Consider the following 19812-nt stretch of genomic DNA (forward strand, 5'->3'; position numbering starts at 1 on the left):
CTTTAAAGTTTAACCTGTCCCGGATATATTTTCAATAAGGAAGCTTTAAATATCCAGTTCGAGAGTAACCGGACAGTGATCCGATCCTAAAATATCGTCGCGGATGTCCGCTTCTATAATAGCGTCGTTTAAATCGTCGCTTACGACGAAGTAATCGATACGCCAACCGGCATTGCGATCTCTGGCCTTGGTAATATAACTCCACCAGCTGTAACGATCCTCCGCATCCGGGTAGAGATGGCGGAAGGTATCGGTGTAGCCCGCATCCAAGAGATTTTGGAACTGGGTGCGTTCCTCTTCCGTAAACCCGGCGTTCTTTTTATTGGAGGACGGGTTTTTCAGGTCGATCTCCTTGTGTGCCACATTTAAATCGCCGCAGAGCACCACAGGTTTTACGTTCTTGAGCATATTGAGATAATCTCTGAAATCATCTTCCCACGTCATGCGATAGTCCAGACGGGCGAGGCCACGCTGAGAATTGGGCGTGTAGCAGGTGACGAGGAAGAAATCCTCGTATTCGCAGGTAATGACCCTCCCCTCATTGTCGTGTTCTTCCATGTCGATGCCGTAGGAAACGTGGAGAGGTTCTTCTTTTGTAAACACCGCCGTGCCGCTATAGCCTTTTTTCTCCGCATAGTTCCAGTATTGGTAATAGCCATCCAGTTCCAGATCCAGTTGACCTTCCGAAAGCTTAATTTCCTGCAGACAGAAAACATCTGCATCTATGTCGTTGAAAAAATCCATAAAGCCCTTTTTCAGGGCGGCTCGAATGCCGTTGACATTCCAAGATACGAGTTTCATTTTATTCTCCTTTGTCGTAACGATCTAAAAAGCTCACCTGTTTCCCGTCGTAATCTTTGTAGCCCAGCAAAGCGCCGAGCTCCACATTTTGCGCCGAACGAAAAATGGACATGGCCACATTGGGATTTTCCTCGGCGATTTCTTCGATAAGATTCTTCACATAGGCGCGGGCGCCGAAATTTTCTTTTTGGGTCACGGTGCAGGCACAGTCGATGGGGGTGAGATCATTGGCGCGCACGAAGCGCCGAATATCTTCTTCCCGAATGTAGACCATGGGCCGAATAAGCTCCATATCCTCGAAATTGGTGGCGTGAAGTTTGGGCATCATAGTCTTGTAGCTGCCGCCGAAGAGCACGTTCATCAGCACGGTTTCGATCACATCGTCGAAGTGATGGCCTAAAGCGAGTTTGTTAGCGCCTAATGACTGTGCCTTGTCGTAGAGGCTTCCCCGTCGCATACGGGCGCAAATATAGCAGGGCTTCTCGCCGCCCATATCCTCTGCCACTTCGAATACATTGCTGTCGTACATTTGCAGAGGGATCCCCATGGCCTCCGCCGTCACCTTCACCTGCTCCTGAATGGAGGGGAGATACCCCGGGTTCATGCAGATAAATAAAAGTTCGAACTGCTTTTTGCCGTGGCGCTTCAACTCCTGCAAAAGTTTAGCCAAAAGAAGGGAATCCTTTCCCCCGCTAATGGCCACGGCGATCACGTCTCCGTCGTCGATCATATCGAAGTCGTTGATGCCCTTTACAAAACGGCGCCAAATTTGTTTTCTATACCGTTTAATAATACTGCGTTCTATTTCCGCTACTGTCGCTGTCATATCCTAGCCTCTCTATTAAAAAATCCCGCCGGGCGGGATAGTCTTACTTATTTATACTACTATAAATGAGGATATCTTTCAATAAAGCCCCTTCCCGCAGTTGCGGAAACATGGCCGCCTGGTAAATCTTTTATAAGATTCTCTTGCATTTTCTCTCTACTTGGCCTAAAATAATAGGAGTATTCGCTAACGTGGCTCAGATGGTAGAGCAGCTGATTCGTAATCAGCAGGTCAGGGGTTCAAGTCCCCTCGTTAGCTCCAAATTGACGCCTGCGGGCGTCTTTTTTTATGGTTTGAATTGTCGGGCTAAGTGCAACTCCACTGAAATAAAAATAGTTTTTTATCATTTCTCTTGATTAGTTTTCGTCTACTGCAAAAATAAAAGGCAGCAAATTAAATACCATTGCTGCCTCTATAAGATACATCGTCACCATTAGTTGTTGAGTAAATAAGACCTTAATTCATTCGCTCTAATCCATGTCGTCTTGTCGAGATACCACTGTAACTTTTCTCCTGGGAAATTGCGATGATCCGCATCCTTTTTCTTCTCATCTACAGATTCTTCAATGGTACTTTCTTTCGCTTCAACTAATGCTTTCTTTACTTGTTCTAAACTATGATAATGTACGTCGCCATTTTCATAATCAGTTTTATTAGATTGCATCTTCACTGCTTTTTGTTGCCCAAGTCCTGACCGAAGGTCAAACGTCTCTACGACGACATCGCCCATTAAATTCCCCGATGCTAAATCATCCGAAATAGCGGCAACCACCTTATATGTGTCGCCTTGTTTTTGAACAATGAGTTTATAAGTGAACACTGCCCCCGAATTAATTGCACCGCCATCTCTTATATCATCATATTGATAAAATATTCTGGCTAGTACCTCATACTGACTTCCTCCTAAGGGAGTCACTGTCATATCTTGAATGTTCCAGTGTTTTACTTTATATTGCAGGTTAAATATTTCTTGCTGATATTTAATAACTTCTTTTTTATCCCGTATATAACGAATCAAATCCTTAGATTGCGGATCGACATCTTTTAAATCATAGTGATCCAAGTCGGCGAAATCTGAAAAAACATTTATTATGAAGTCACATGCAAAATCTTTTATCGGTTCATTCGCCCTTTGTTGGCGTACAGTATTACTTCCGGTATTGGCGATTCTTGTCGCTGACACACTATTCGGACAAATGGCTAAGGCTAAAAATAAAATGCCCACTGTTAGCCATTGTTTGTATTTCCTATTTTTCATTTCCATCTCCTTTCATCAATCTAACATATACTAGGAAATCCTTTTCTGCCTAAAGTATAATTTATCTTTTTGCCCATTTCAATATTATTTCTCATTTCATGATTGCACTTCAAAAAAGGAAGTCCGTTTGCCGAACTTCCCGATTTTCAAATAGATATTTAATTTTCCACGGGCTTTCCTCGATATTTCAAGCTGTCCCACAAAAAGAGCGCCACACCGACCCAGACGAAGGCAAACATAATGCCGTGTACTTTCGTAAATGCTTCTCCGTAAAAGAAGACACCGATTAAAAGTTGGATCGTCGGGTTAATATACATTAAGATACCCGCCAGGGAAAGGCTCGTGGTCTTCATTCCCATGGCAAACAGGATGAGGGGCACGCTGGTGGCGATGCCTGTCGTGGGGAGCATCCACCATTGAAAGGATGTTATATTGGAAAGATCGCTTACCAGGAAAAGATAGACCAGGGCGATCGGCGTGACCCACATGGTTTCCACAAAAATGCTCGTAATCCCCGGCGCCGTCACTTTCTTTTTTATGGCGCCATAAACTGAAAAGCTAACGCCGATAAAAATGGCGAAGAGAGGTAACTCGCCGTAGGCCACCATTGACACGATAACGCCTATAAGGGCGAGGGCGAAGGCAAGCCATTGCAGGGGCCTGAGCTTTTCTCCGTAAACGAAAGAACCGATGACGATGGAAAACAAGGGATACATGTAGTAAGCCAGGGATGCATCCAGTACTCTTCCCGTCATAACGGCGGTAATGTAGCCGCCCCAGTTCAAACTCACCACGATGCCCGCGGCGAGCAATGTGAGCATTTGCTTTTTATCTTTCAGTACTTTTTTAAGCACATCCGTCTGCTTCCCGAGGACGACTAAGATCAGACAAAAAACCATGGACCAGGCGATGCGAAAGGCGAGCACGGCCATGGGATCAATAGTTGAAAACATGCTCCAGTAGGCGGCGATAAGCCCCCACATAATGTAGCACGCCAGAACTAAAAGACTTCCGGTCATGTCCCCTCACTCCTTTACTGTTCTTATCCCGAATAATCGATGGACATTAAGATCAAGCCTTCCGATGGCGCTGTGGGCCCGAGATCCCCGCGATCTAAGGTCTTTGTCGCCTTAAAAAGCTGATCCACAGGTTTCATGCCCCTTCCGATTTCGATAGCACAGCCCATAATAATGCGGATCTGATTTTTTAAAAAGCTCATGGCGTAAAAGTCTACGTCGATAAAGTCGCCTTCCCGCTTAAGCTCGATGCGATCGATGGCCCGCTTCGGATTTCCCGGAGAGGCGTAGCGACCGATAAAGGCGGAAAAATCATGAAAGCCCTGAATCATAGAGAGGGCCTCTGCCATTTTTTCGTGATCCAGAGGATAGGGCACGTGGGTGTAGGCCCGATCTAAAAAACCGTTTCGATGCTTACTGTTGTAAATGCGGTATTTATAGTGCTTGCTCTTGGCACTGTAGCGGGAATGAAACTCCTCCGGCACTTCCTCTGCATAGGTAATGCTTACATCTTTCGGCAAATACTGATTGATGACCCGAGGAAGATTCCCGAGGTCGATGGGCGTGTCGGAATGAAAATTCGCCCGCTGGCCCATGGCATGGACGCCTTTATCCGTTCGCCCCGCCGATTGCAGATTCACGGGATGCTTTACCGCTTCTTCCACGGCTTTTTTTAAATGAGCTTCGATGGTGCGCAGGGTCTTCGGCGACTGATCCTGGTAGCCGTAAAAATCCGTGCCGTCGTAGGCGATGGTGAGTAAAATATTTCTCATGGCAGGGGCACAGCCATCCAACGGGTAGCGCATACGACGATGAGAAAGATCAGATTTCCCGCAAAGTAGACCTTGTCTTGGGAAGTTACCACCAGGGGATTGAGTTTCGTGCGGTGATCGTCTCCCCGGTAACATCTGCTCTCCATGGCCGTAGCCAACTCTTCTGCACGGCGAAGGGCGTTTAAAATTAAGGGCACGAGAAGAGGCACCAGGTTTTTCGCCCGGTTCAACACATTTCCCGATTCGAAATCGGCGCCTCTTGCCATTTGCGCCTTCATAATTTTATCCGTCTCGTCGATTAAGGTGGGGATAAAGCGAAGGGCGATGGTGATCATCATGGCAATGGCGTGGGCGGGAAAGCCCACGGCCTTCAGAGGTGAGAGCAATTTCTCGATCCCTTCGGTTAATGCCAAGGGCGAGGTGGTAAGGGTTAAAAGGCTCGTTCCCACAACGAGGAGCACGAGGCGAATGCCCATAAAGACTGCCTGATGGAGCCCTTCATTTGAAATGCTCAAGATCCCGAGGCGGAAAATTTCTTCCCCGGGGATGAAGAACAGGTTCATCAAAAAGGTAAAGATCAAAATGAGGCGTAGAGGTTTCAGTCCTTTAATCACCATATTGGCGGGAATCTTCGCCGCGTAGATAATTAAAAACAACCAGACGAAAATAAGAAGATAGGGCCAGAAGGAATTGATGAAAAACAAGCTCGCAATAAAGATCATCATGATTAAAATTTTAAAGCGAGGATCCAATTCATGTACCGGCGATTCCGCCGGAAAGTATTGGCCGATGGTAATATCTTTAAGCATGGCGAGCCTCCCACCAGTTCGTAAGTTCTTTAAGGGCTTCGTCGACGGTGATGCAGTTTTCTTCCACGTCCAGTCCCTTTTCCTTGAGCATGGTCATGGCGCTGCGCACTTGGGGCACGCCGAGGCCGATGGATTCCAGCTCTTTTTCCCGCTTAAAAATTTCCCGCGGCGTATCGTCCATGCGCACTTCCCCGTTGTCCATAACGATCATGCGGGTTGCCAATTGGGCCACCTCTTCCATGCTGTGGCTTACGAGGACGATGGTGGTGTCGGTGGTGTCGTAAATTCCCTTGATCTCCCGTAAAATTTCGCGGCTCCCGTGGGGATCCAGGCCCGCCGTCGGTTCGTCCAAAACGAGGACCTCCGGCTCCATGGCGAGGATTCCCGCAATGGCCACTCTTCGCTTCTGCCCGCCGGAAAGAGAGAAGGGACTCTCTTCCCCGATGTCGTCGTAAGAAAGGCCCACCCGTTCCATGGCGCGGCGTACTCTAAGGTCTACCTCTTCTTCAGAAAGTCCCTGGTTTACCGCTCCGAAGGCGATGTCTTTAATCACAGTCTCTTCAAACAATTGGTACTCCGGGTATTGAAACACGAGGCCCACTTTTTGGCGAAGAGTAGCGATTTTGTTGCCCTTTTCCCTGTAATTGATGCCGTCGTATAAAATCTCGCCGCTAGTCGGCTCGTTTAATCCGTTTAAATGCTGAACGAGGGTCGATTTTCCACTCCCGGTGTGGCCGATAAGGGCGATAAATTCTCCGGCCTCGATCTCAAGATTAATATTGTTTAACGCCTTTTTTTCAAAAGGCATTCCTTCATTGTAAATGTAGCTTACATTTCGGATGCTGATGCGCGACATAAGGCGTTGACAAACTCCTCTCTGTTTAAAATTCCCTCAGGCAGGGGCACGCCGATTTTTCTCAGGCGATAGGCGAGTTCCGTAACCTGGGGCACGTCCAGGCCGATCCGCTTCATGGTCTCTACTTGATTGAAGACCTCTCTCGGCTCGCCCTCTAAAAGAACGGAGCCCTTTTCCATTACCACCACCCGGTCCGCCTGCACGGCTTCGTTCATAAAGTGGGTAATGAGGAGCACAGTTTTATTTTCCTCGCGATTTAATTTTAAAATCGTCTTCATAACTTCTTTTCGCCCCACAGGATCCAGCATGGCTGTGGGTTCGTCCATGACGATGTAATCGGGATTCATCGCAAGGATGCCTGCAATGGCCACTCTCTGCTTTTGCCCGCCGGAAAGCTTATGAGGCTCCGCATCTTTATAATCCGTCATTTCCACGGCGTCCAATGCGTAGTCCACTCGTCTCCGAATTTCTTCCTGGGGAAGTCCCAGGTTTTCCGCTCCGAATGCCACGTCCTCTTCCACAATGGTGGCGACGATTTGATTGTCCGGATTTTGGAATACCATACCGGCGCGGCCACGAATGTTCCAAATATCCTCTTCATTTTTTGTGTTCATCTCATCAACGAGGACATCTCCCTCCAGGGGTTGGTAAAGCCCGTTGATGCACTTCGCCAAGGTGGATTTTCCGCTACCGTTGTGACCTAATATAGCGACGAATTCACCCTTCTCCACTTTAAGATTCACGCCGTCCACGGCATTTCGCTCGCCGTCGTCATAGCGATAGACTAAATTTTTTATCTCTAACATAAAAGCTCCTTAAAAGCTCAAAAGCTTGTAATCAACCTATATAGTATACCATAGAGAAGCCGTAAAATTACTTCCGATACTCTGTGAATATGAAAAAGGGACGCGCGCGGCGTCCTCCTTTATCGGGTAAGTGCTCGTGATAAATGTTTGCCGAGAAGTTTGTCGAAGGCGAGGCCCAAGACGCCGCTCAGTGCCGCTGTGGGAAGCACAATGGTTAAAAACATGGCGCTGAACGGTGCGCCGCCGGGAAGTCCTACAAGAAGCATGGCTACACCCAAAAAGAGTGAACCGCTTACGACGGTTGCGAGGAAGTAAAGAACGGCTTTTTTAACGGCGCCGCCGTTTAATAAATAACGATAAGCGTAAAGTGTAAAGAGAGCCGTAATGGGCTTGTCGATCATATTGGCCACCTGTCCCCCGGGGAAAGAGGTGCTGATCGCAGACATAATTCCCATGGCCACGCCGATGGCCAGCGCGTTTTTAATATTCGGATAAATCAAAATATACGTCACCATAAAAAACAGCAGGAAATCCGGCTTCATTCCGAAGAAAAATCCGGGAATAATATAGTGGAAAATAAAACCTAATGCGATAAAAATTGCCCCATGTACTAACGACTTCGTGTTCATAATAACTCCTTTTCTCGGCACAAAAAAACCATTTGCTTCCCAATAGGAGCAAATGGTGTATTCGCGGTGCCATCCTAGTTACGCCGAAAAGGCGCATCTCAATTTAGATACTAACATATCCTATCTCTGTAACGGGAGATCCGGCTCGGGTACTTTATTCGCCTCGCACTCACAGATCCATTCATCTTAGTTCGCTTCATCGGTTCGCACCAACCACCGACTCTCTGAGAAGACTCCCTAACACTACTTACTTCTGCTCGACGTTTTCATATATTTATTAGGATTAAGAATATTATAGCAAAACTTTTTGATTTTGCAATCTCTTTTACACGCTTTCAATGAATTTATTTTCGGTCGTTTACATCCTCTATAATTCGTCTACGGAAAAGACGACTCTTCCGTCTTCTTTTAAAAAGGCGGGAACACCGATCTGTCCCTTATTCTTAATCTCATCGAATGCCGCGTTCTCATCTCTTAGCTTCATAAATTCCTTTAAATTAGTGATGGTTTCGGTGATATTGATCTGCTCGCAGACTATTTTCTTTTCTTTCAGCTTCTTTTCGGCCTCAATACAATCGGGGCAAAGGGGCGTTTCATATAGTCGAATCATATTTCCTCCAAAGAAAAAGCCGGCTTGCGCCGGCTCATTTTATCTGTTTTCAAGTAATCTTAAGCGTTCTTCCAGTGCGTGGACTCGGCGTTCCAGTGCGCGGTAACGTGCATCGGCAGATCCTCCGTTCACGGCGCCGTAAACAGCGTTGTCGTTTACTTCGGGAGCGTCGTTTTCTCGCCTTTCAGCCTCTTCCGCTTCTTCTGCATAGCGAACTAAATAATCCACGGTATCGTCCTTTTTCTGAGCGGCGCGGCGTTTAAATTCTTCCGCTTTATTTTTAGCATCTTGTGCCGTAGCTTCGGCGCTATCTTTCAGTTCATAGGCTTTGTCTTCGGCCCGGTCGCGCCACTCGTAAGCTTTCGTCTCCGCATCGTCCATTGCATCCGATGCGCGATCGCGCCATTCGTAGGCCTTCGCTTCGGCACTATCCATGGCGGATTGAGCATTGTCTTTAAAGCGGTCCGATTCCCGAGATGCCTTCGCCTTGTATTCCGCGCTCTTGCGCTTGGCTTCGTCTTGGAAATCATCAATGGAGCGCTTGGCTTCTTGTTTCATACGATGGCGATAATCTTCCCGCGCTTTCTTCCGAGCCTCTTCCTGCTCCTTATGGCGCTTTTCGCGAAGGGCGTCCACATCGCCTTTTTTTCCGTCGTTCTTCAAGCCTTCTCGTTTGACGGCAATATCCACGATCTTTTGAATGAGCTCGTCGTAGTTCTTACCCTCTTCTTTTGCTGCGGCCGCCAAGGGGCCGTCGGGATGGAAGTCCGGGGCACTGTCTACGCCGTAAACATAAACCTTTTTATCATTGACGCGCATGGCGATAATACCGTAATCCCGCAGTTGCAGGAGATCGAACACCTTCGCCGCAACGGCTTTCGCCTCGTTTACAGGGGTATCTTTAAGATCTGCAGGTGCGGCATAAATGCCCTCTCCTCTTTCGGGAGCTTCCACAAGGGCAAGGGGCGGCAATACTTCTTTTTCGTCTCCGTTACCGAGAACGGCTACTAAGACGTCCTGCCCCTCTAAAGATTCCATAACGAGGAGCTCTTCCCCTTTTGCAAAGCGGGGAGTCGCTTCTTCAAACAGCTCTTCCCCGCTTACAACGAGGCTGCCCTCTTCTCGGGAGTCGAGCAGGTCGGAAGAGTTATTCATCACAACAGACGGATACTCGACGGAAAGGCCGGAGAGGGCCACGGGATTTTCCGCCACGCCCATCTTGGGATGGGGAATATCGTTTCTTGTAAGGATCGCCGTTAAAAGACTCACATCCGATGCGATACCCATGCCCATGGCATTACTTCCGGCGTAGGCAATGTCCAGAGAATTAAGCAAACTCGGAAGTTCCCCGTCGTCGTTCGGATCTAAGTTTCCCTTGGCCAAATTTAGGACCAAATCAATTTTATCTTCCTTCAATTTGTCCCCGAGATGCTCATCGAAAATATAATCGATGACGTCATATTCGCTCAGTGCCTCTTCCATGGCCCGAGCCACTTTCTCCTGTTCCTTTTCTTTCTGTTTTAAAAGATCTTCCGATAAACTGTCGATTCTGTAGTTATCCTTAATGATGCCGATTCGCATAATTCACGCTCCTTTGTATATCTATGGGTTATCTACCCGATTTCAGGAGCTGTAAATCACATCTCTTCGGAATAGGAGTCCAGTTCGTAAATTTTCACACTGTCTTCCAGAGGATTATTTTGAAGCGTCTCAACATACACTTTCGCCTTGTCTAAATTAGTGAAAAGTTCCACATCACACTCGATGGCATTTCGGCGAATGAGGAATCCGTCCCGCTTGGAGTCGTTGCCCTTTGTCGGCGTGTTGAATACCATGTCGATCTCCCCTTCTTGAATCAGGTCGATCATCGTAGGCGATTCTTCGCCAATACGGCGCACTTCTTCGGCGGCAATGCCGTTTTCTTCCAAAAACGCCTTGGTTCCCTTTGTGGCAAGGAAGTGAACGCCGACGGATTCTAAGTTTTTCGCAATGGGAAGGAATTCATCTTTGTCCCGATCGCGAATGGTGCAGAGCACGTTACGGGAACGCTTGGAAATGTCTGTTCCGGCGGCCATAAAGCCCTTGGCCATGGCTTCTTCTTCTGTTGCGCCGACTCCTAAAACTTCCCCTGTAGAGCGCATTTCCGGCCCGAGGGAGGCTTCTACTCTGTGGAGTTTTTCCGTGGAGAACACGGGAATCTTGACGCAGGTCAGTTTGCTGCGCTCACCGATACCTGTGGAGTATCCCATGGATTTCAAGGTGTTACCGAGCATAACTTTCGTGGCAAGCTCCGTAATATTGGTTCCCGTAACTTTCGAGAGATAGGGGACAGTTCTCGAGCTTCTCGGATTCACCTCGATCATATAAAGTGTTTCATCTTTTATGATGTATTGAATATTGATCATGCCGATGACATCGAGAGCGAGAGCCACTTTTTTCGTGGCATCCAGGATTTCCTCTTCCATTTTTTGGCTGATGTTGCGACTGGGGTAGATGCTGATAGAGTCGCCGCTGTGGACGCCGGCCCGCTCCAAGTGTTCCATCACACCGGGAAGATAGACGTCGGTGCCGTCGGAGATAGCGTCAACTTCACATTCCATTCCCTCGATGTATTGGTCAATCAGCACCGTGCGATCCGGTTCCATTTCAAAGGATTCTTCCAGATAGTAGCGAAGATCTTCATCATTCATGCAGATTTCCATACCTTGGCCGCCGAGAACGTAAGAGGGACGCACGAGGACAGGATAGCCGATGGATTTTGCGCCTTCCATTCCCTCTTCCACACCGTGAACGCCGATGCCTTTCGGGCGGCGTAGATGTAATTCTTCCAGCATAGCATCGAATTTTTCCCGATCTTCCGCCCGGTCGATGGCGGTGGGATCGGTACCTAAAATGGGCACGCCCTTTTCCTTAAAGACGCCGGCGAGTTTGATAGCCGTTTGGCCGCCGAATTGAAGGATGACGCCGTCGGGATTTTCTTTTTCAATAATGTTCAGGGTATCTTCCGCCGTCAAGGGCTCGAAGTATAATTTATCGGAAATGTCGAAGTCTGTGGACACGGTTTCGGGATTGTTGTTGATGATAATGGTTTCGTAGCCTTCTTTTCGGAGAGTCTTGACGCAGTGGACCGAGGCGTAGTCGAATTCAACCCCTTGCCCGATACGAATCGGGCCGCTGCCGATAACGATGATCCGTTTTTTATCTTTCGTTACAGGGGATTCGTCGTCCCCTTCGTAGACCGAATAGAGGTAATTGACTTGAGCATTGGCAAGACCCCCTTGTGTATCCACCTTGCGGTAGCGAGCGTGGATACCGAAGAGTTTGCGAAGTTCTCTTACGAAGTTTTCGCTTACATTCAGGCGGGAGGCGATAATTTCGTCGCTGAAGCCCATTTGTTTCATTTCACGAAGCTTGTCTTCGTTTAAGTCTTCCTTCTTCATGGATTCAAGTTCCGCCTCTACATCGACAATGTGTTTGATAATGCGGAGGAAGTAGGCGTCCATTCCCGTTTCTCTGGAGAGGCGGGCGATGTCGTAGCCCGTGTTAAAAAGTGCTGCCAAATAGAACAGGCGCTCGTCGTTAGGGCGTTTGACATTTTCTTTAAGCGTGGCGATATCCATATTTCTGAAACGGGGATGGAGCAAGCTGAAAGCGCCGATTTCGAGGGAACGCAGACCCTTTAAAAGAGCCACTTCGAAGGTAGAGCCGATGGCCATGACTTCTCCCGTCGCCATCATCTTTGTGCCTAGATTTCTATCGGCGTTAAAGAATTTATCGAAGGGCCATTTCGGAAGCTTCACGACCACATAGTCGATGGAAGGTTCAAAGGCCATGGAGGAGTTACCTGTCACTTTGTTTTCGATTTCATCGAGTCCCATCCCCAATGCGATTTTTGCTGCAACCCGGGCGATGGGATAGCCCGTAGCTTTAGAAGCGAGAGCCGAGGAGCGGCTTACCCGGGGATTGATTTCGATAACGGCATATTGCAAACTGTTGGGCTCCACGGCGAACTGCACATTGCAGCCCCCTTCGATCCCCACTTCTTCAATAATTCTGAATGCGGAGTTTCTGAGCATGCCGTGCTCGATATCCGTCAGGGTTTGTGTGGGCGCCACGACAATGGAATCTCCGGTGTGGACGCCGACGGGGTCGATGTTTTCCATATTGCAGACGCAAATGCAGGTGCCCTTGGAGTCGCGAATCACTTCGTATTCAATTTCTTTCCAGCCCGTAATACATTTTTCAATCAAGACCTGACCGACTCGAGAAAGGTGAATGCCTGCGTGAGCAATGGTGTGCAGTTCTTCTTCCGTTTCGCAAATGCCGCCGCCGGTTCCCCCGAGGGTAAAAGCAGGGCGCACGACGACAGGGTATCCGATGTGTTTAGCGTAGGCGACGGCATCTTCCACCGTCTCCACGGTTTTCGATTCGATAACGGGCTCGCCGATTTTTTCCATCAATTGGCGGAACTCTTCTCTGTCTTCTCCTCGCTTAATGGAAGGGATGGAAGTACCGATGATTTCCACACCGTATTTTTCCAAGACGCCGGAATCGTAGAGTTCGATGGAAAGATTCAAACCGGTTTGGCCGCCCATGCCGGCGATCAGGGCATCGGGCCGTTCTTCGGCGATAATTTTTTCAATAACCTCTGCATTTAAAGGTTCGATATAGACTTTATCCGCCACTTCTCTGTCGGTCATAATCGTGGCGGGATTGGAGTTTACGAGAACGACCTCTATCCCTTCTTCTCTCAGGGATTCGCAGGCTTGGGTACCGGAGTAGTCAAACTCGGCGGCCTGTCCGATGACAATGGGACCGCTACCGATAACGAGTACTTTATGAATATCTTTTCCGTTAAGCATAATTCCTCCTAAGCCAGCTCTTTTAATTGTTTCAATTGTTCGTCGAGTAAATCCGTCGCCCCCGGAAGACCGAAGGGATCGAATAAGACGCCGTAGGCTTTTTGTTCTTTGTCCCAGAAACCTTCCACGCTGCCGTCTCCTAAATGAGTGTAGGTAATGTCTACAGATTCCGGAAGGGTTTCGATATAAAATTCATGGTTTTGGCTCGTCATGTAGATGCGCTCGTCGTCACCTTTTACGGGAATCGATGCGCCGGCGTGGGGTTTATCCAATTTTTGCAAGGTGCCGCCGAGAGCGAGGCCTAAAAATTCCGCGCCGAGGCCGATGCCGTAAATGGGCAGTTTTCCGATCATCTGCCCGACATCGTGAACGATGTCTAAATAGTGGGCGGCAAAGCCCGGTCCGGAGCTTAGGAATAAAACGTCGGGTTTATCTTCCAAAATATCTTCGTAATTGGTCATGGCCGGGTAGACAATAATGCGGTAGCCTTCTTCGCTGAGTTTTTCCAAAATGCCGTCTTTTACGCCGAAGTCCCAAAGGGCGACTGTCTTCCCTTCCCCTTCAATTTCCGTCACCTCGATGGTAGACACGGCCTCGATGGTATTGGGATTTTGTTCGTCGAAAAATTCTTCCATTTCAGAGGGCGTCAAAAGGCGCTCGGTAATGACCGCCCTTTGGGCGCCGTTTTCATTTAAGTGGCGCACGAGACCGCGAGTATCTACTTCCTCGATTCCCGGAATATCGTAGTAGTCTAAGTATTCTTTTAAATTCATTTCGCTTCTGAAATTCGTCGCATCATCCATGGCGCGGCGGCAGATAAAAGCGGAAATGGTGGGGCCGTCGGCTTGATTGTCCTCAAAGTTCATGCCGTATCCGCCTATAAGGGGATAGGTAAAGATCAGAATACGCCCTAAATTACTGGGGTCGGTCATCACTTCTTCGTGGCCGATCATGGCGGAGTAGACCATAAGCTTTCCGCCTACCGATTCCTTACTTCCGCTGAATTGCTTGCCTTTAAAGACCGCTCCGTCTTCTAATTGGATATACATTTGCCGCTCCTTTAAATGATTCCGCGAATGGCATCGAGAGATTCGATACCTTCTTCTTTCATATACGCTTCAAGTTCGCCGATAAGCCGGGCCATGATACCGGGCTCGATCAAGTTCATCGTCCCGATTTCCACGGCCTGTGCCCCTGCCATGATCATGGCGAGCACATCTTCTGCCGAGGCAATGCCGCCGATCCCGATAACGGGAATCTTCACCGCCCGGGCCGCTTCCCGCACCATTCTAAGGGCGATGGGGAAAATGGCAGGCCCTGACAGACCGGCATAGACATTGTCAAACATAGGCTTTTTATTTTTTACATCAATGGTCAGGGCTTGAAAAGTGTTGACGAGGCTCACGCCGTCTGCCCCCGCCTCTTCGCACGCCCGGGCGAGATCGGCCACATTATCCCCGTTGGGCGAAAGCTTGACGATCACCGGATGGTGAGTTTTCTTCTTCACCTCTTTTGTAATGGCAGCTGCATCTTGGCAGTGAAGGCCGAAGGCCATGCCGCCGCTTTTCACATTGGGGCAGGAAATATTGAGTTCGATCATGTCGATATCCGCTTCGTCTAATTTTTCTGTTGCGATTAAATAATCGTCTAAACTATGACCGCCTAAATTCGCCATAATCACCGTGTCCCGTTCCCGCATCATAGGCAAAATGTCCTCGATAAACGCATCCACCCCGGGGTTTTCCAAACCGATGGAGTTCATAATCCCTGAAGGCGTCTCCACAATGCGAATACCCGTATTGCCCGGACGGGGATTCAGGGTAAGTCCCTTCGTTGAAATGACGCCTGTAAGAGCCGGATCGTAAAAGGGGGCGTACTCTTCGCCGAAACCGAAGGTTCCCGATGCACCGATCAGAGGATTTTTAAGCGTCTTGCCGCATAGTGTGGTCGTGAGCATACACTGATCTCCCTTCAAATATAGGTCCGTCTTTACAAATACGTTTTCGCTCGCCTCCCGCTTCGCAGGTACAGGCGAGGCAGGCGCCGAATCCGCAACCCATTCGGGATTCTAAAGACACATACACTTCGCCCTTCGCCCACTCGACGGCCCCTTCCATCATGGGGCGCGGCCCGCAGGTAAAGATTACTTCATCTTCTATGATTAGATCGTCGAAAATATTGTTTCCGATGTAAAACGTAACCCGATCATCGTAAGGGGCGTAGAGTTCTTCAAGTTTTAAATTTCGCTCCCTCAGGCCAATAGCTACTTTCAGTTTTTTCTCGTGATCTTGCTCCAATAATTGGAGGGAGGGGGCAATCCCCGTGCCGCCTCCGATATAAAGGGTGTTCTCTCGAATTTGGGGGAAGCCGTTTCCGAAAGGCCCTTCCACTTTTATATCATCTCCCGGAAGGAGCTTTTTTAAAGAATCCGTACCGCCGCCCACGATCTTAATCAAGAAAGAGAGAACCCCCTCTTTTAGTGAAAACACGGAAATGGGGCGACCCAATAATTTCGAATGATCTTTCGGTCTCAGCATAAAAAACTGGCCGGGCTTCGCTTCTCCGTCATAGGCGAAGCGCAGCACGTAAAGGCCGTCGCCTAAATCATTATTTTCCAGCAGTTTCATTTTTTGCCTCCAGTAGGGTGAGAATCAGAGCCATGCGCATATACATTCCGTTGCGCGCCTGTTCAAAATAAAGAGCTCTCGGATCGTCATCGATACTTGCGTCGATTTCATCCACTCTCGGAAGGGGATGGAGCACGATTAAATCCTCCGAGGCACTTTCCATAACCTCGGGATTCAGGAAGTAGCTTCCCTTATAGCGCTCCGCCTCTTGATCGCTTGAGAAGCGTTCTCTTTGCACTCGGGTCATGTAGAGCACATCGAGATCGCCGATCTCCGCCTTTAAATCGTCCACTTCTTTATAAGGGCATTTGGCGTGATCTAAATAAATCGTCGGCATCTCCAGCCCTTCCGGCGCAATAAAGACAAATTCATTGTCGTAATCGTTTAAGAAGTCGTAGAGGGAATGCACCGCCCGGCCGTAACGTAAATCGCCGCAAAAGCCAACCTTTAGGCCAGACCACTTGCCCTTTTGATCGCGTATGGTAAAGATATCCGCCAGAGTTTGTGTGGGGTGAGCATGATCACCGTCCCCTGCGTTAATAAGGGGCATATTTTTAAGAACGCCTACGGTCTCCGATTGAGTGTAGGGCACGGGATGGCGCATAGCACAAATATCGGCATATTGATCCACAATATGGAGCGTGTCCCTTACAGTTTCGCCCTTCGCCATAGACGATACCTTCACATCGCCTAAATGAAGCACCTGCCCGCCTAAGCGGTACATGGCAGCATCGAAGGACATACGGGTCCTGGTCGAGGGCTCAAAAAAAAGACTGGCTAAAATCTTTCCATCACACGCATGGGCATAGGACGATGGATTTTTTGCAATATCTGCTGCCAGTCTGAATAAATCATCATACTCTCTTTCGTTGAAGTCACTCGGTTCTATAAAATGTCTGAGCATACGGCCTCCTATAAAAAAAGCTTTTATCGTCGATAAAAGGCACAAAGAGAGACCTCTCCCCTCGGGGAAAGGTATATTCTGTTTTGCAACCTTTTTAGTGTCTCGCACTAAATTAAAAGTATCATTTCTAAAACATAGTTTACGCTTAATCCCTTCGTTCGTCAAGAACGAGAGGCCTTTTCTTTAAAAATTGCGCATAAAAAAAGATCCGGCGAACCGGATCTTGGAATCCCGCCCGGCCGGACTTCGTATAATTCAGACCCGCCCTTACTGTAAGGTGGGTAATCTGTTAACTACTTCTAACTTCCACTCGGTGGAGGCTTGTTATAGGTAACTAAACACGATTTCCCGTGTCTGATTTGTCGGTTGAATTAACAGAAGTAATCGAACCGGGCAGGAAAATTTCTTATCTACATTATAATACGACGTCTCTTAATTATCAAGGCGATGGATTTTCTCCGCCCTCAATCTTAGAGCACCCATTCAATAAGAAGCTCCACAGGCCTTGCATCGGAAACCAGCCGGTAAATAGGATTGGCTTCCTGTGCCCCTCGAATCATTTCGTTCATTTCCTCGGGATCACCGTCTCCGTAATAAAATAATTTTACCTGAATCTCCTCAATATCGGCGGGATCGTCGTAGCCCCTCACGGGAATCATGCGCAAGGGATTGGTGATCTTTGCGCGCACGAGCCCTTCTATTTCGTCGAGAAGGATCCCTTTTGATTTAAGCTCTTTTACCGATGTAAAGAGAATGGATGAGAGAAAGCTCCCTAAAAAATAGGATATACTCGTCACTTTTTCGTATTCATTGTCGAAACTTACCGTATCACCTACGGAAAGTTCCACACGATCCGTATAGAGTTTCACATCTTTTAAATCGGGATAGGTTCCCCGCATGCTCATTTCAAAATAACGGGCCTCCGCCGGTTTTTCTTCTCGCTTTGCCACAGAAGAGAGAATCTCCTTATTTTTCATAACAACTTCTCAATTCCTTTTTCACCGATTGTAAAACGGAAAGTTTTTCCTCAATATGGGCGAGTTCATTTACCGGCTTTTTAGCGAATGTGGCGAAGCCGCAATCGGGATTGAGCATAATCTGCTCAGGCGGCAGATAATTCATAACCTCTTCCACGCGCTCGATAATAGCTTCTTCCGATTCCGTGGCGTCTTGCCTCGGGTTCATTACGCCGAGGCCCAGTGTAGCCCGCTCGAAGATCTTCTTATTCTCGAAAAGGGAGGCAATGTCCCCTGCCCGATCCGTAGAATATTCCAGGAAATAAATATCCGCCTTCACCGCCTCGAAAAGTTCGAGAAGGGGGGTATAAGATCCCGTCAAGAGAATGGTCTCATCCTTGCTCCAGTTACCGCGGCAAACGTGGAGGGCGGCGCGGGATTTTTCCCGATCCACCGACGCCAAGACTTCCTTAATTAATCCCGTGGCGAAAATAAGCTCTTCCGTCGGGTCCTTCTTTTCCGAAAGAGAGGCGCACATAAAGGTGCGGGTATGGGCCGGAGAAAAGACAACTTCTGTGAGGACCGGCTCGTCGAATTGGATAATGTCCACGCCCTCTTCCTGCAGTTCCCGAATTTCCTCTTTAAAAATGGCCACCACATCGGCGCCGAGCTCTTCTTTGGAATCATAATAACCGTCGGAAAGGCCTTTAAGCCACATGGATCGGGTTACGAGATAGGGACCCGGAAGAGTGATTTTCTTTTTGCTCCCGGTCATGCGTTTCATGGCCCGCAGTTCTTCCAAAACCATGGGCTTATCCCGGGTCACTTTCCCGGCGCAAATAGCGTTTTTTATACTGTTGGCGGGCACGTCTAAAATAGAGAGCATATCTTCATAGGCTTTCTTATCTTCGATATAGGGGAGCATATCGCTCATGCTCATCATCTTCACGCCGCCTAAGGCGCCGGCGATAAAGGACACGTAATTATCTCTGGAAAGTTCGCCGCAGGTAATGTAATCCACATCGTATGCGTCTTGAAGCTTTACCACTTTTTCAGTTGCCTCTTCCACCATCTTGTCGTACTCTTCCCGGCTCATTCGGCCCTTGTCCACATCGCGAACGGCCTTTAATAGGGCATTGCCTCTCGGCATAGAGCCCATAAGGGATACTTCAAACATGAATACCTCCTTAATAAGGAAAGCCCACCCTTTGATGGGCGGGCTCTCTGTTTCTTCTTAGATTTCGAAGAAGTTCATATAGTCTACTGCTTTACGAATCTCTTCAAAGTTTGTGGTACGACCGGGTACCCATTCTTTCAGGCCTTCCAGGTCGAGGATTTCTTTGTCTCGTTCCCTGGAATAATCCATGGTCAGCAAGACATCGTCGAATGCTTTTAAGTCTTCGTCGGCGACATCTTCGTGGGCGGTGAAGATGCAGTGGTCAAAGGAATTGGTTTTGCCGATAACTTCCAATTGATTGCCGTCTACGGTGCCGTCTTTAACCCATGCGTTAAAGTTGCCTTCGATGGCAAAGCCCGCTACATTATCGCCGGCTTCAACGGATTGGATGGCGTCCAGTTCGCCGCCGGTGTGGTCGCCGTCGAGGCCCACGCCGATATCGTAGCGCACTTCTTCGTAATCCTTACCGAATTCAAGACCTTGTTCCCGCAAGTATTGAATGGGAATCAAGCGCGCTTGAGGGGAGTCGATGGCGCCGAAGGCGATCTTTTTGCCCTTTAAGTCTTCTACCGATTGAATGCCGCTGCCTTTTTTGGCCACGAGGACCGTGTGGAGATCTCTGTCCGTATCTCGCATAAGGCCGTATTTTACTTTGCCGTTGAGGCGAAGTTCGGCTTCACGATTGGCGAGGGGCGAGTTCCACGCCACGTCGATTTCTTTGTCCATAAGGGCTTTAATTTGGCTGCGATATTCGTCGAAGAATACGGGCTCAATGACGATACCCATATCTTGATCTTCGATGTATTGGCGAATCATATCCCAAATAACGGTGATCTTCGGGTCGTAAATTACGGCTCCGACTTTTAATTTAATGGTCATTCTATGCTCCTAAACTGATTTCT

General features: G+C 48.4%; 19 protein-coding genes, 1 tRNA gene, 1 other RNA gene and 1 other annotated feature. Of the genes, 1 reads left to right on the plus strand and 20 read right to left on the minus strand.

Annotated features, from left to right (window positions below):
• Nucleotides 1-45: 45 nt before the first annotated feature.
• Nucleotides 46-801: an exodeoxyribonuclease III gene (locus tag PEPTYR26121_RS05760; RefSeq protein ID WP_180500148.1), complete on the minus strand. Its 756-nt coding sequence runs from the start codon at nt 799-801 to the stop codon at nt 46-48.
• A gap of 1 nt (nt 802) precedes the next feature.
• Nucleotides 803-1627 (minus strand): tRNA 2-thiocytidine biosynthesis TtcA family protein, encoded by an 825-nt coding sequence (locus PEPTYR26121_RS05765; protein ID WP_180500150.1) that lies wholly within the window; start codon nt 1625-1627, stop codon nt 803-805.
• A gap of 185 nt (nt 1628-1812) precedes the next feature.
• On the opposite strand from PEPTYR26121_RS05765, the gene PEPTYR26121_RS05770 reads away from it, so the two are divergent.
• A tRNA-Thr gene (locus PEPTYR26121_RS05770) sits at nt 1813-1888 on the plus strand.
• 172 nt (nt 1889-2060) lie between these two features.
• Here PEPTYR26121_RS05770 and PEPTYR26121_RS05775 read toward each other — a convergent pair.
• The 18 genes from PEPTYR26121_RS05775 to PEPTYR26121_RS05860 form a co-directional block, all read right to left on the minus strand.
• The gene (locus tag PEPTYR26121_RS05775) at nt 2061-2885 is read right to left on the minus strand and encodes a hypothetical protein (protein ID WP_180500152.1); all 825 of its coding nucleotides are present in this window, start codon (nt 2883-2885) and stop codon (nt 2061-2063) included.
• A 158-nt stretch (nt 2886-3043) separates the two neighbouring features.
• Entirely contained in the window at nt 3044-3904 is an 861-nt protein-coding gene (gene rarD / locus PEPTYR26121_RS05780) for an EamA family transporter RarD (RefSeq protein ID WP_180500154.1), read from the minus strand.
• A gap of 23 nt (nt 3905-3927) precedes the next feature.
• Complete coding sequence (truA, locus tag PEPTYR26121_RS05785; RefSeq protein WP_180500156.1) at nt 3928-4674, minus strand: tRNA pseudouridine(38-40) synthase TruA; 747 nt, start codon at nt 4672-4674, stop codon at nt 3928-3930.
• Nucleotides 4671-5483 (minus strand): energy-coupling factor transporter transmembrane component T family protein, encoded by an 813-nt coding sequence (locus PEPTYR26121_RS05790; protein WP_180500158.1) that lies wholly within the window; start codon nt 5481-5483, stop codon nt 4671-4673. Before PEPTYR26121_RS05790 ends, truA begins: the two co-directional genes overlap by 4 nt.
• The gene (locus PEPTYR26121_RS05795) at nt 5476-6339 is read right to left on the minus strand and encodes an energy-coupling factor transporter ATPase (RefSeq protein WP_180500160.1); all 864 of its coding nucleotides are present in this window, start codon (nt 6337-6339) and stop codon (nt 5476-5478) included. Before PEPTYR26121_RS05795 ends, PEPTYR26121_RS05790 begins: the two co-directional genes overlap by 8 nt.
• Nucleotides 6312-7145 (minus strand): energy-coupling factor transporter ATPase, encoded by an 834-nt coding sequence (locus PEPTYR26121_RS05800; RefSeq protein ID WP_180500162.1) that lies wholly within the window; start codon nt 7143-7145, stop codon nt 6312-6314. Before PEPTYR26121_RS05800 ends, PEPTYR26121_RS05795 begins: the two co-directional genes overlap by 28 nt.
• A 119-nt stretch (nt 7146-7264) precedes the next feature.
• Entirely contained in the window at nt 7265-7774 is a 510-nt protein-coding gene (locus tag PEPTYR26121_RS05805) for a tryptophan transporter (RefSeq protein ID WP_180500164.1), read from the minus strand.
• 41 nt (nt 7775-7815) lie between these two features.
• Nucleotides 7816-8044 (minus strand) — a binding site (T-box leader).
• Between the two features lie 97 nt (nt 8045-8141).
• Nucleotides 8142-8384: a glutaredoxin gene (locus PEPTYR26121_RS05810; RefSeq protein ID WP_180500166.1), complete on the minus strand. Its 243-nt coding sequence runs from the start codon at nt 8382-8384 to the stop codon at nt 8142-8144.
• A 39-nt stretch (nt 8385-8423) separates the two neighbouring features.
• Nucleotides 8424-9965, minus strand: a complete 1542-nt coding sequence (locus tag PEPTYR26121_RS05815) for a D-alanine--D-alanine ligase family protein (protein WP_180500168.1) — start codon at nt 9963-9965, stop codon at nt 8424-8426.
• 56 nt (nt 9966-10021) lie between these two features.
• Complete coding sequence (gene carB, locus PEPTYR26121_RS05820) at nt 10022-13246, minus strand: carbamoyl-phosphate synthase large subunit (RefSeq protein WP_180500170.1); 3225 nt, start codon at nt 13244-13246, stop codon at nt 10022-10024.
• Between the two features lie 8 nt (nt 13247-13254).
• Complete coding sequence (locus PEPTYR26121_RS05825) at nt 13255-14295, minus strand: carbamoyl phosphate synthase small subunit (RefSeq protein WP_180500172.1); 1041 nt, start codon at nt 14293-14295, stop codon at nt 13255-13257.
• 11 nt (nt 14296-14306) lie between these two features.
• A complete protein-coding gene (locus PEPTYR26121_RS05830) occupies nt 14307-15203 on the minus strand; it encodes a dihydroorotate dehydrogenase (RefSeq protein WP_180500174.1) in 897 nt (298 codons plus the stop codon).
• Nucleotides 15169-15873 (minus strand): iron-sulfur cluster-binding protein, encoded by a 705-nt coding sequence (locus tag PEPTYR26121_RS05835; protein ID WP_180500176.1) that lies wholly within the window; start codon nt 15871-15873, stop codon nt 15169-15171. Before PEPTYR26121_RS05835 ends, PEPTYR26121_RS05830 begins: the two co-directional genes overlap by 35 nt.
• Nucleotides 15854-16777, minus strand: a complete 924-nt coding sequence (gene pyrB, locus PEPTYR26121_RS05840; protein ID WP_180500178.1) for an aspartate carbamoyltransferase — start codon at nt 16775-16777, stop codon at nt 15854-15856. Before pyrB ends, PEPTYR26121_RS05835 begins: the two co-directional genes overlap by 20 nt.
• 224 nt (nt 16778-17001) lie before the next feature.
• Nucleotides 17002-17180, minus strand: a non-coding RNA gene (gene ssrS / locus PEPTYR26121_RS05845) — 6S RNA.
• A gap of 67 nt (nt 17181-17247) precedes the next feature.
• Nucleotides 17248-17727, minus strand: a complete 480-nt coding sequence (locus tag PEPTYR26121_RS05850) for an OsmC family protein (RefSeq protein WP_218956330.1) — start codon at nt 17725-17727, stop codon at nt 17248-17250.
• 16 nt (nt 17728-17743) lie between these two features.
• Nucleotides 17744-18910, minus strand: coding sequence for a cobalamin-independent methionine synthase II family protein (locus PEPTYR26121_RS05855; protein ID WP_180500182.1), 1167 nt, complete (start codon nt 18908-18910; stop codon nt 17744-17746).
• 57 nt (nt 18911-18967) lie between these two features.
• Nucleotides 18968-19789: a phosphate/phosphite/phosphonate ABC transporter substrate-binding protein gene (locus tag PEPTYR26121_RS05860; protein ID WP_180500184.1), complete on the minus strand. Its 822-nt coding sequence runs from the start codon at nt 19787-19789 to the stop codon at nt 18968-18970.
• Nucleotides 19790-19812 lie beyond the last annotated feature (23 nt).

The organism is Aedoeadaptatus nemausensis (assembly GCF_903819165.1).
GTDB classification, from domain to species: Bacteria; Bacillota; Clostridia; order Tissierellales; family Peptoniphilaceae; genus Aedoeadaptatus; species Aedoeadaptatus nemausensis.

Bases quoted from the DNA above. Each gene is read 5' to 3' on its own strand.
- PEPTYR26121_RS05760 (WP_180500148.1), bottom strand. From the start codon at position 801: ATGAAACTCGTATCTTGGAATGTCAACGGCATTCGAGCCGCCCTGAAA.
- PEPTYR26121_RS05765 (WP_180500150.1), bottom strand. From the start codon at position 1,627: ATGACAGCGACAGTAGCGGAAATAGAACGCAGTATTATTAAACGGTAT.
- PEPTYR26121_RS05775 (WP_180500152.1), bottom strand. From the start codon at position 2,885: ATGAAAAATAGGAAATACAAACAATGGCTAACAGTGGGCATTTTATTT.
- rarD (WP_180500154.1), bottom strand. From the start codon at position 3,904: ATGACCGGAAGTCTTTTAGTTCTGGCGTGCTACATTATGTGGGGGCTT.
- truA (WP_180500156.1), bottom strand. From the start codon at position 4,674: ATGAGAAATATTTTACTCACCATCGCCTACGACGGCACGGATTTTTAC.
- PEPTYR26121_RS05790 (WP_180500158.1), bottom strand. From the start codon at position 5,483: ATGCTTAAAGATATTACCATCGGCCAATACTTTCCGGCGGAATCGCCG.
- PEPTYR26121_RS05795 (WP_180500160.1), bottom strand. From the start codon at position 6,339: ATGTCGCGCATCAGCATCCGAAATGTAAGCTACATTTACAATGAAGGA.
- PEPTYR26121_RS05800 (WP_180500162.1), bottom strand. From the start codon at position 7,145: ATGTTAGAGATAAAAAATTTAGTCTATCGCTATGACGACGGCGAGCGA.
- PEPTYR26121_RS05805 (WP_180500164.1), bottom strand. From the start codon at position 7,774: ATGAACACGAAGTCGTTAGTACATGGGGCAATTTTTATCGCATTAGGT.
- PEPTYR26121_RS05810 (WP_180500166.1), bottom strand. From the start codon at position 8,384: ATGATTCGACTATATGAAACGCCCCTTTGCCCCGATTGTATTGAGGCC.
- PEPTYR26121_RS05815 (WP_180500168.1), bottom strand. From the start codon at position 9,965: ATGCGAATCGGCATCATTAAGGATAACTACAGAATCGACAGTTTATCG.
- carB (WP_180500170.1), bottom strand. From the start codon at position 13,246: ATGCTTAACGGAAAAGATATTCATAAAGTACTCGTTATCGGTAGCGGT.
- PEPTYR26121_RS05825 (WP_180500172.1), bottom strand. From the start codon at position 14,295: ATGTATATCCAATTAGAAGACGGAGCGGTCTTTAAAGGCAAGCAATTC.
- PEPTYR26121_RS05830 (WP_180500174.1), bottom strand. From the start codon at position 15,203: ATGCTCACGACCACACTATGCGGCAAGACGCTTAAAAATCCTCTGATC.
- PEPTYR26121_RS05835 (WP_180500176.1), bottom strand. From the start codon at position 15,873: ATGAAACTGCTGGAAAATAATGATTTAGGCGACGGCCTTTACGTGCTG.
- pyrB (WP_180500178.1), bottom strand. From the start codon at position 16,777: ATGCTCAGACATTTTATAGAACCGAGTGACTTCAACGAAAGAGAGTAT.
- PEPTYR26121_RS05855 (WP_180500182.1), bottom strand. From the start codon at position 18,910: ATGTTTGAAGTATCCCTTATGGGCTCTATGCCGAGAGGCAATGCCCTA.
- PEPTYR26121_RS05860 (WP_180500184.1), bottom strand. From the start codon at position 19,789: ATGACCATTAAATTAAAAGTCGGAGCCGTAATTTACGACCCGAAGATC.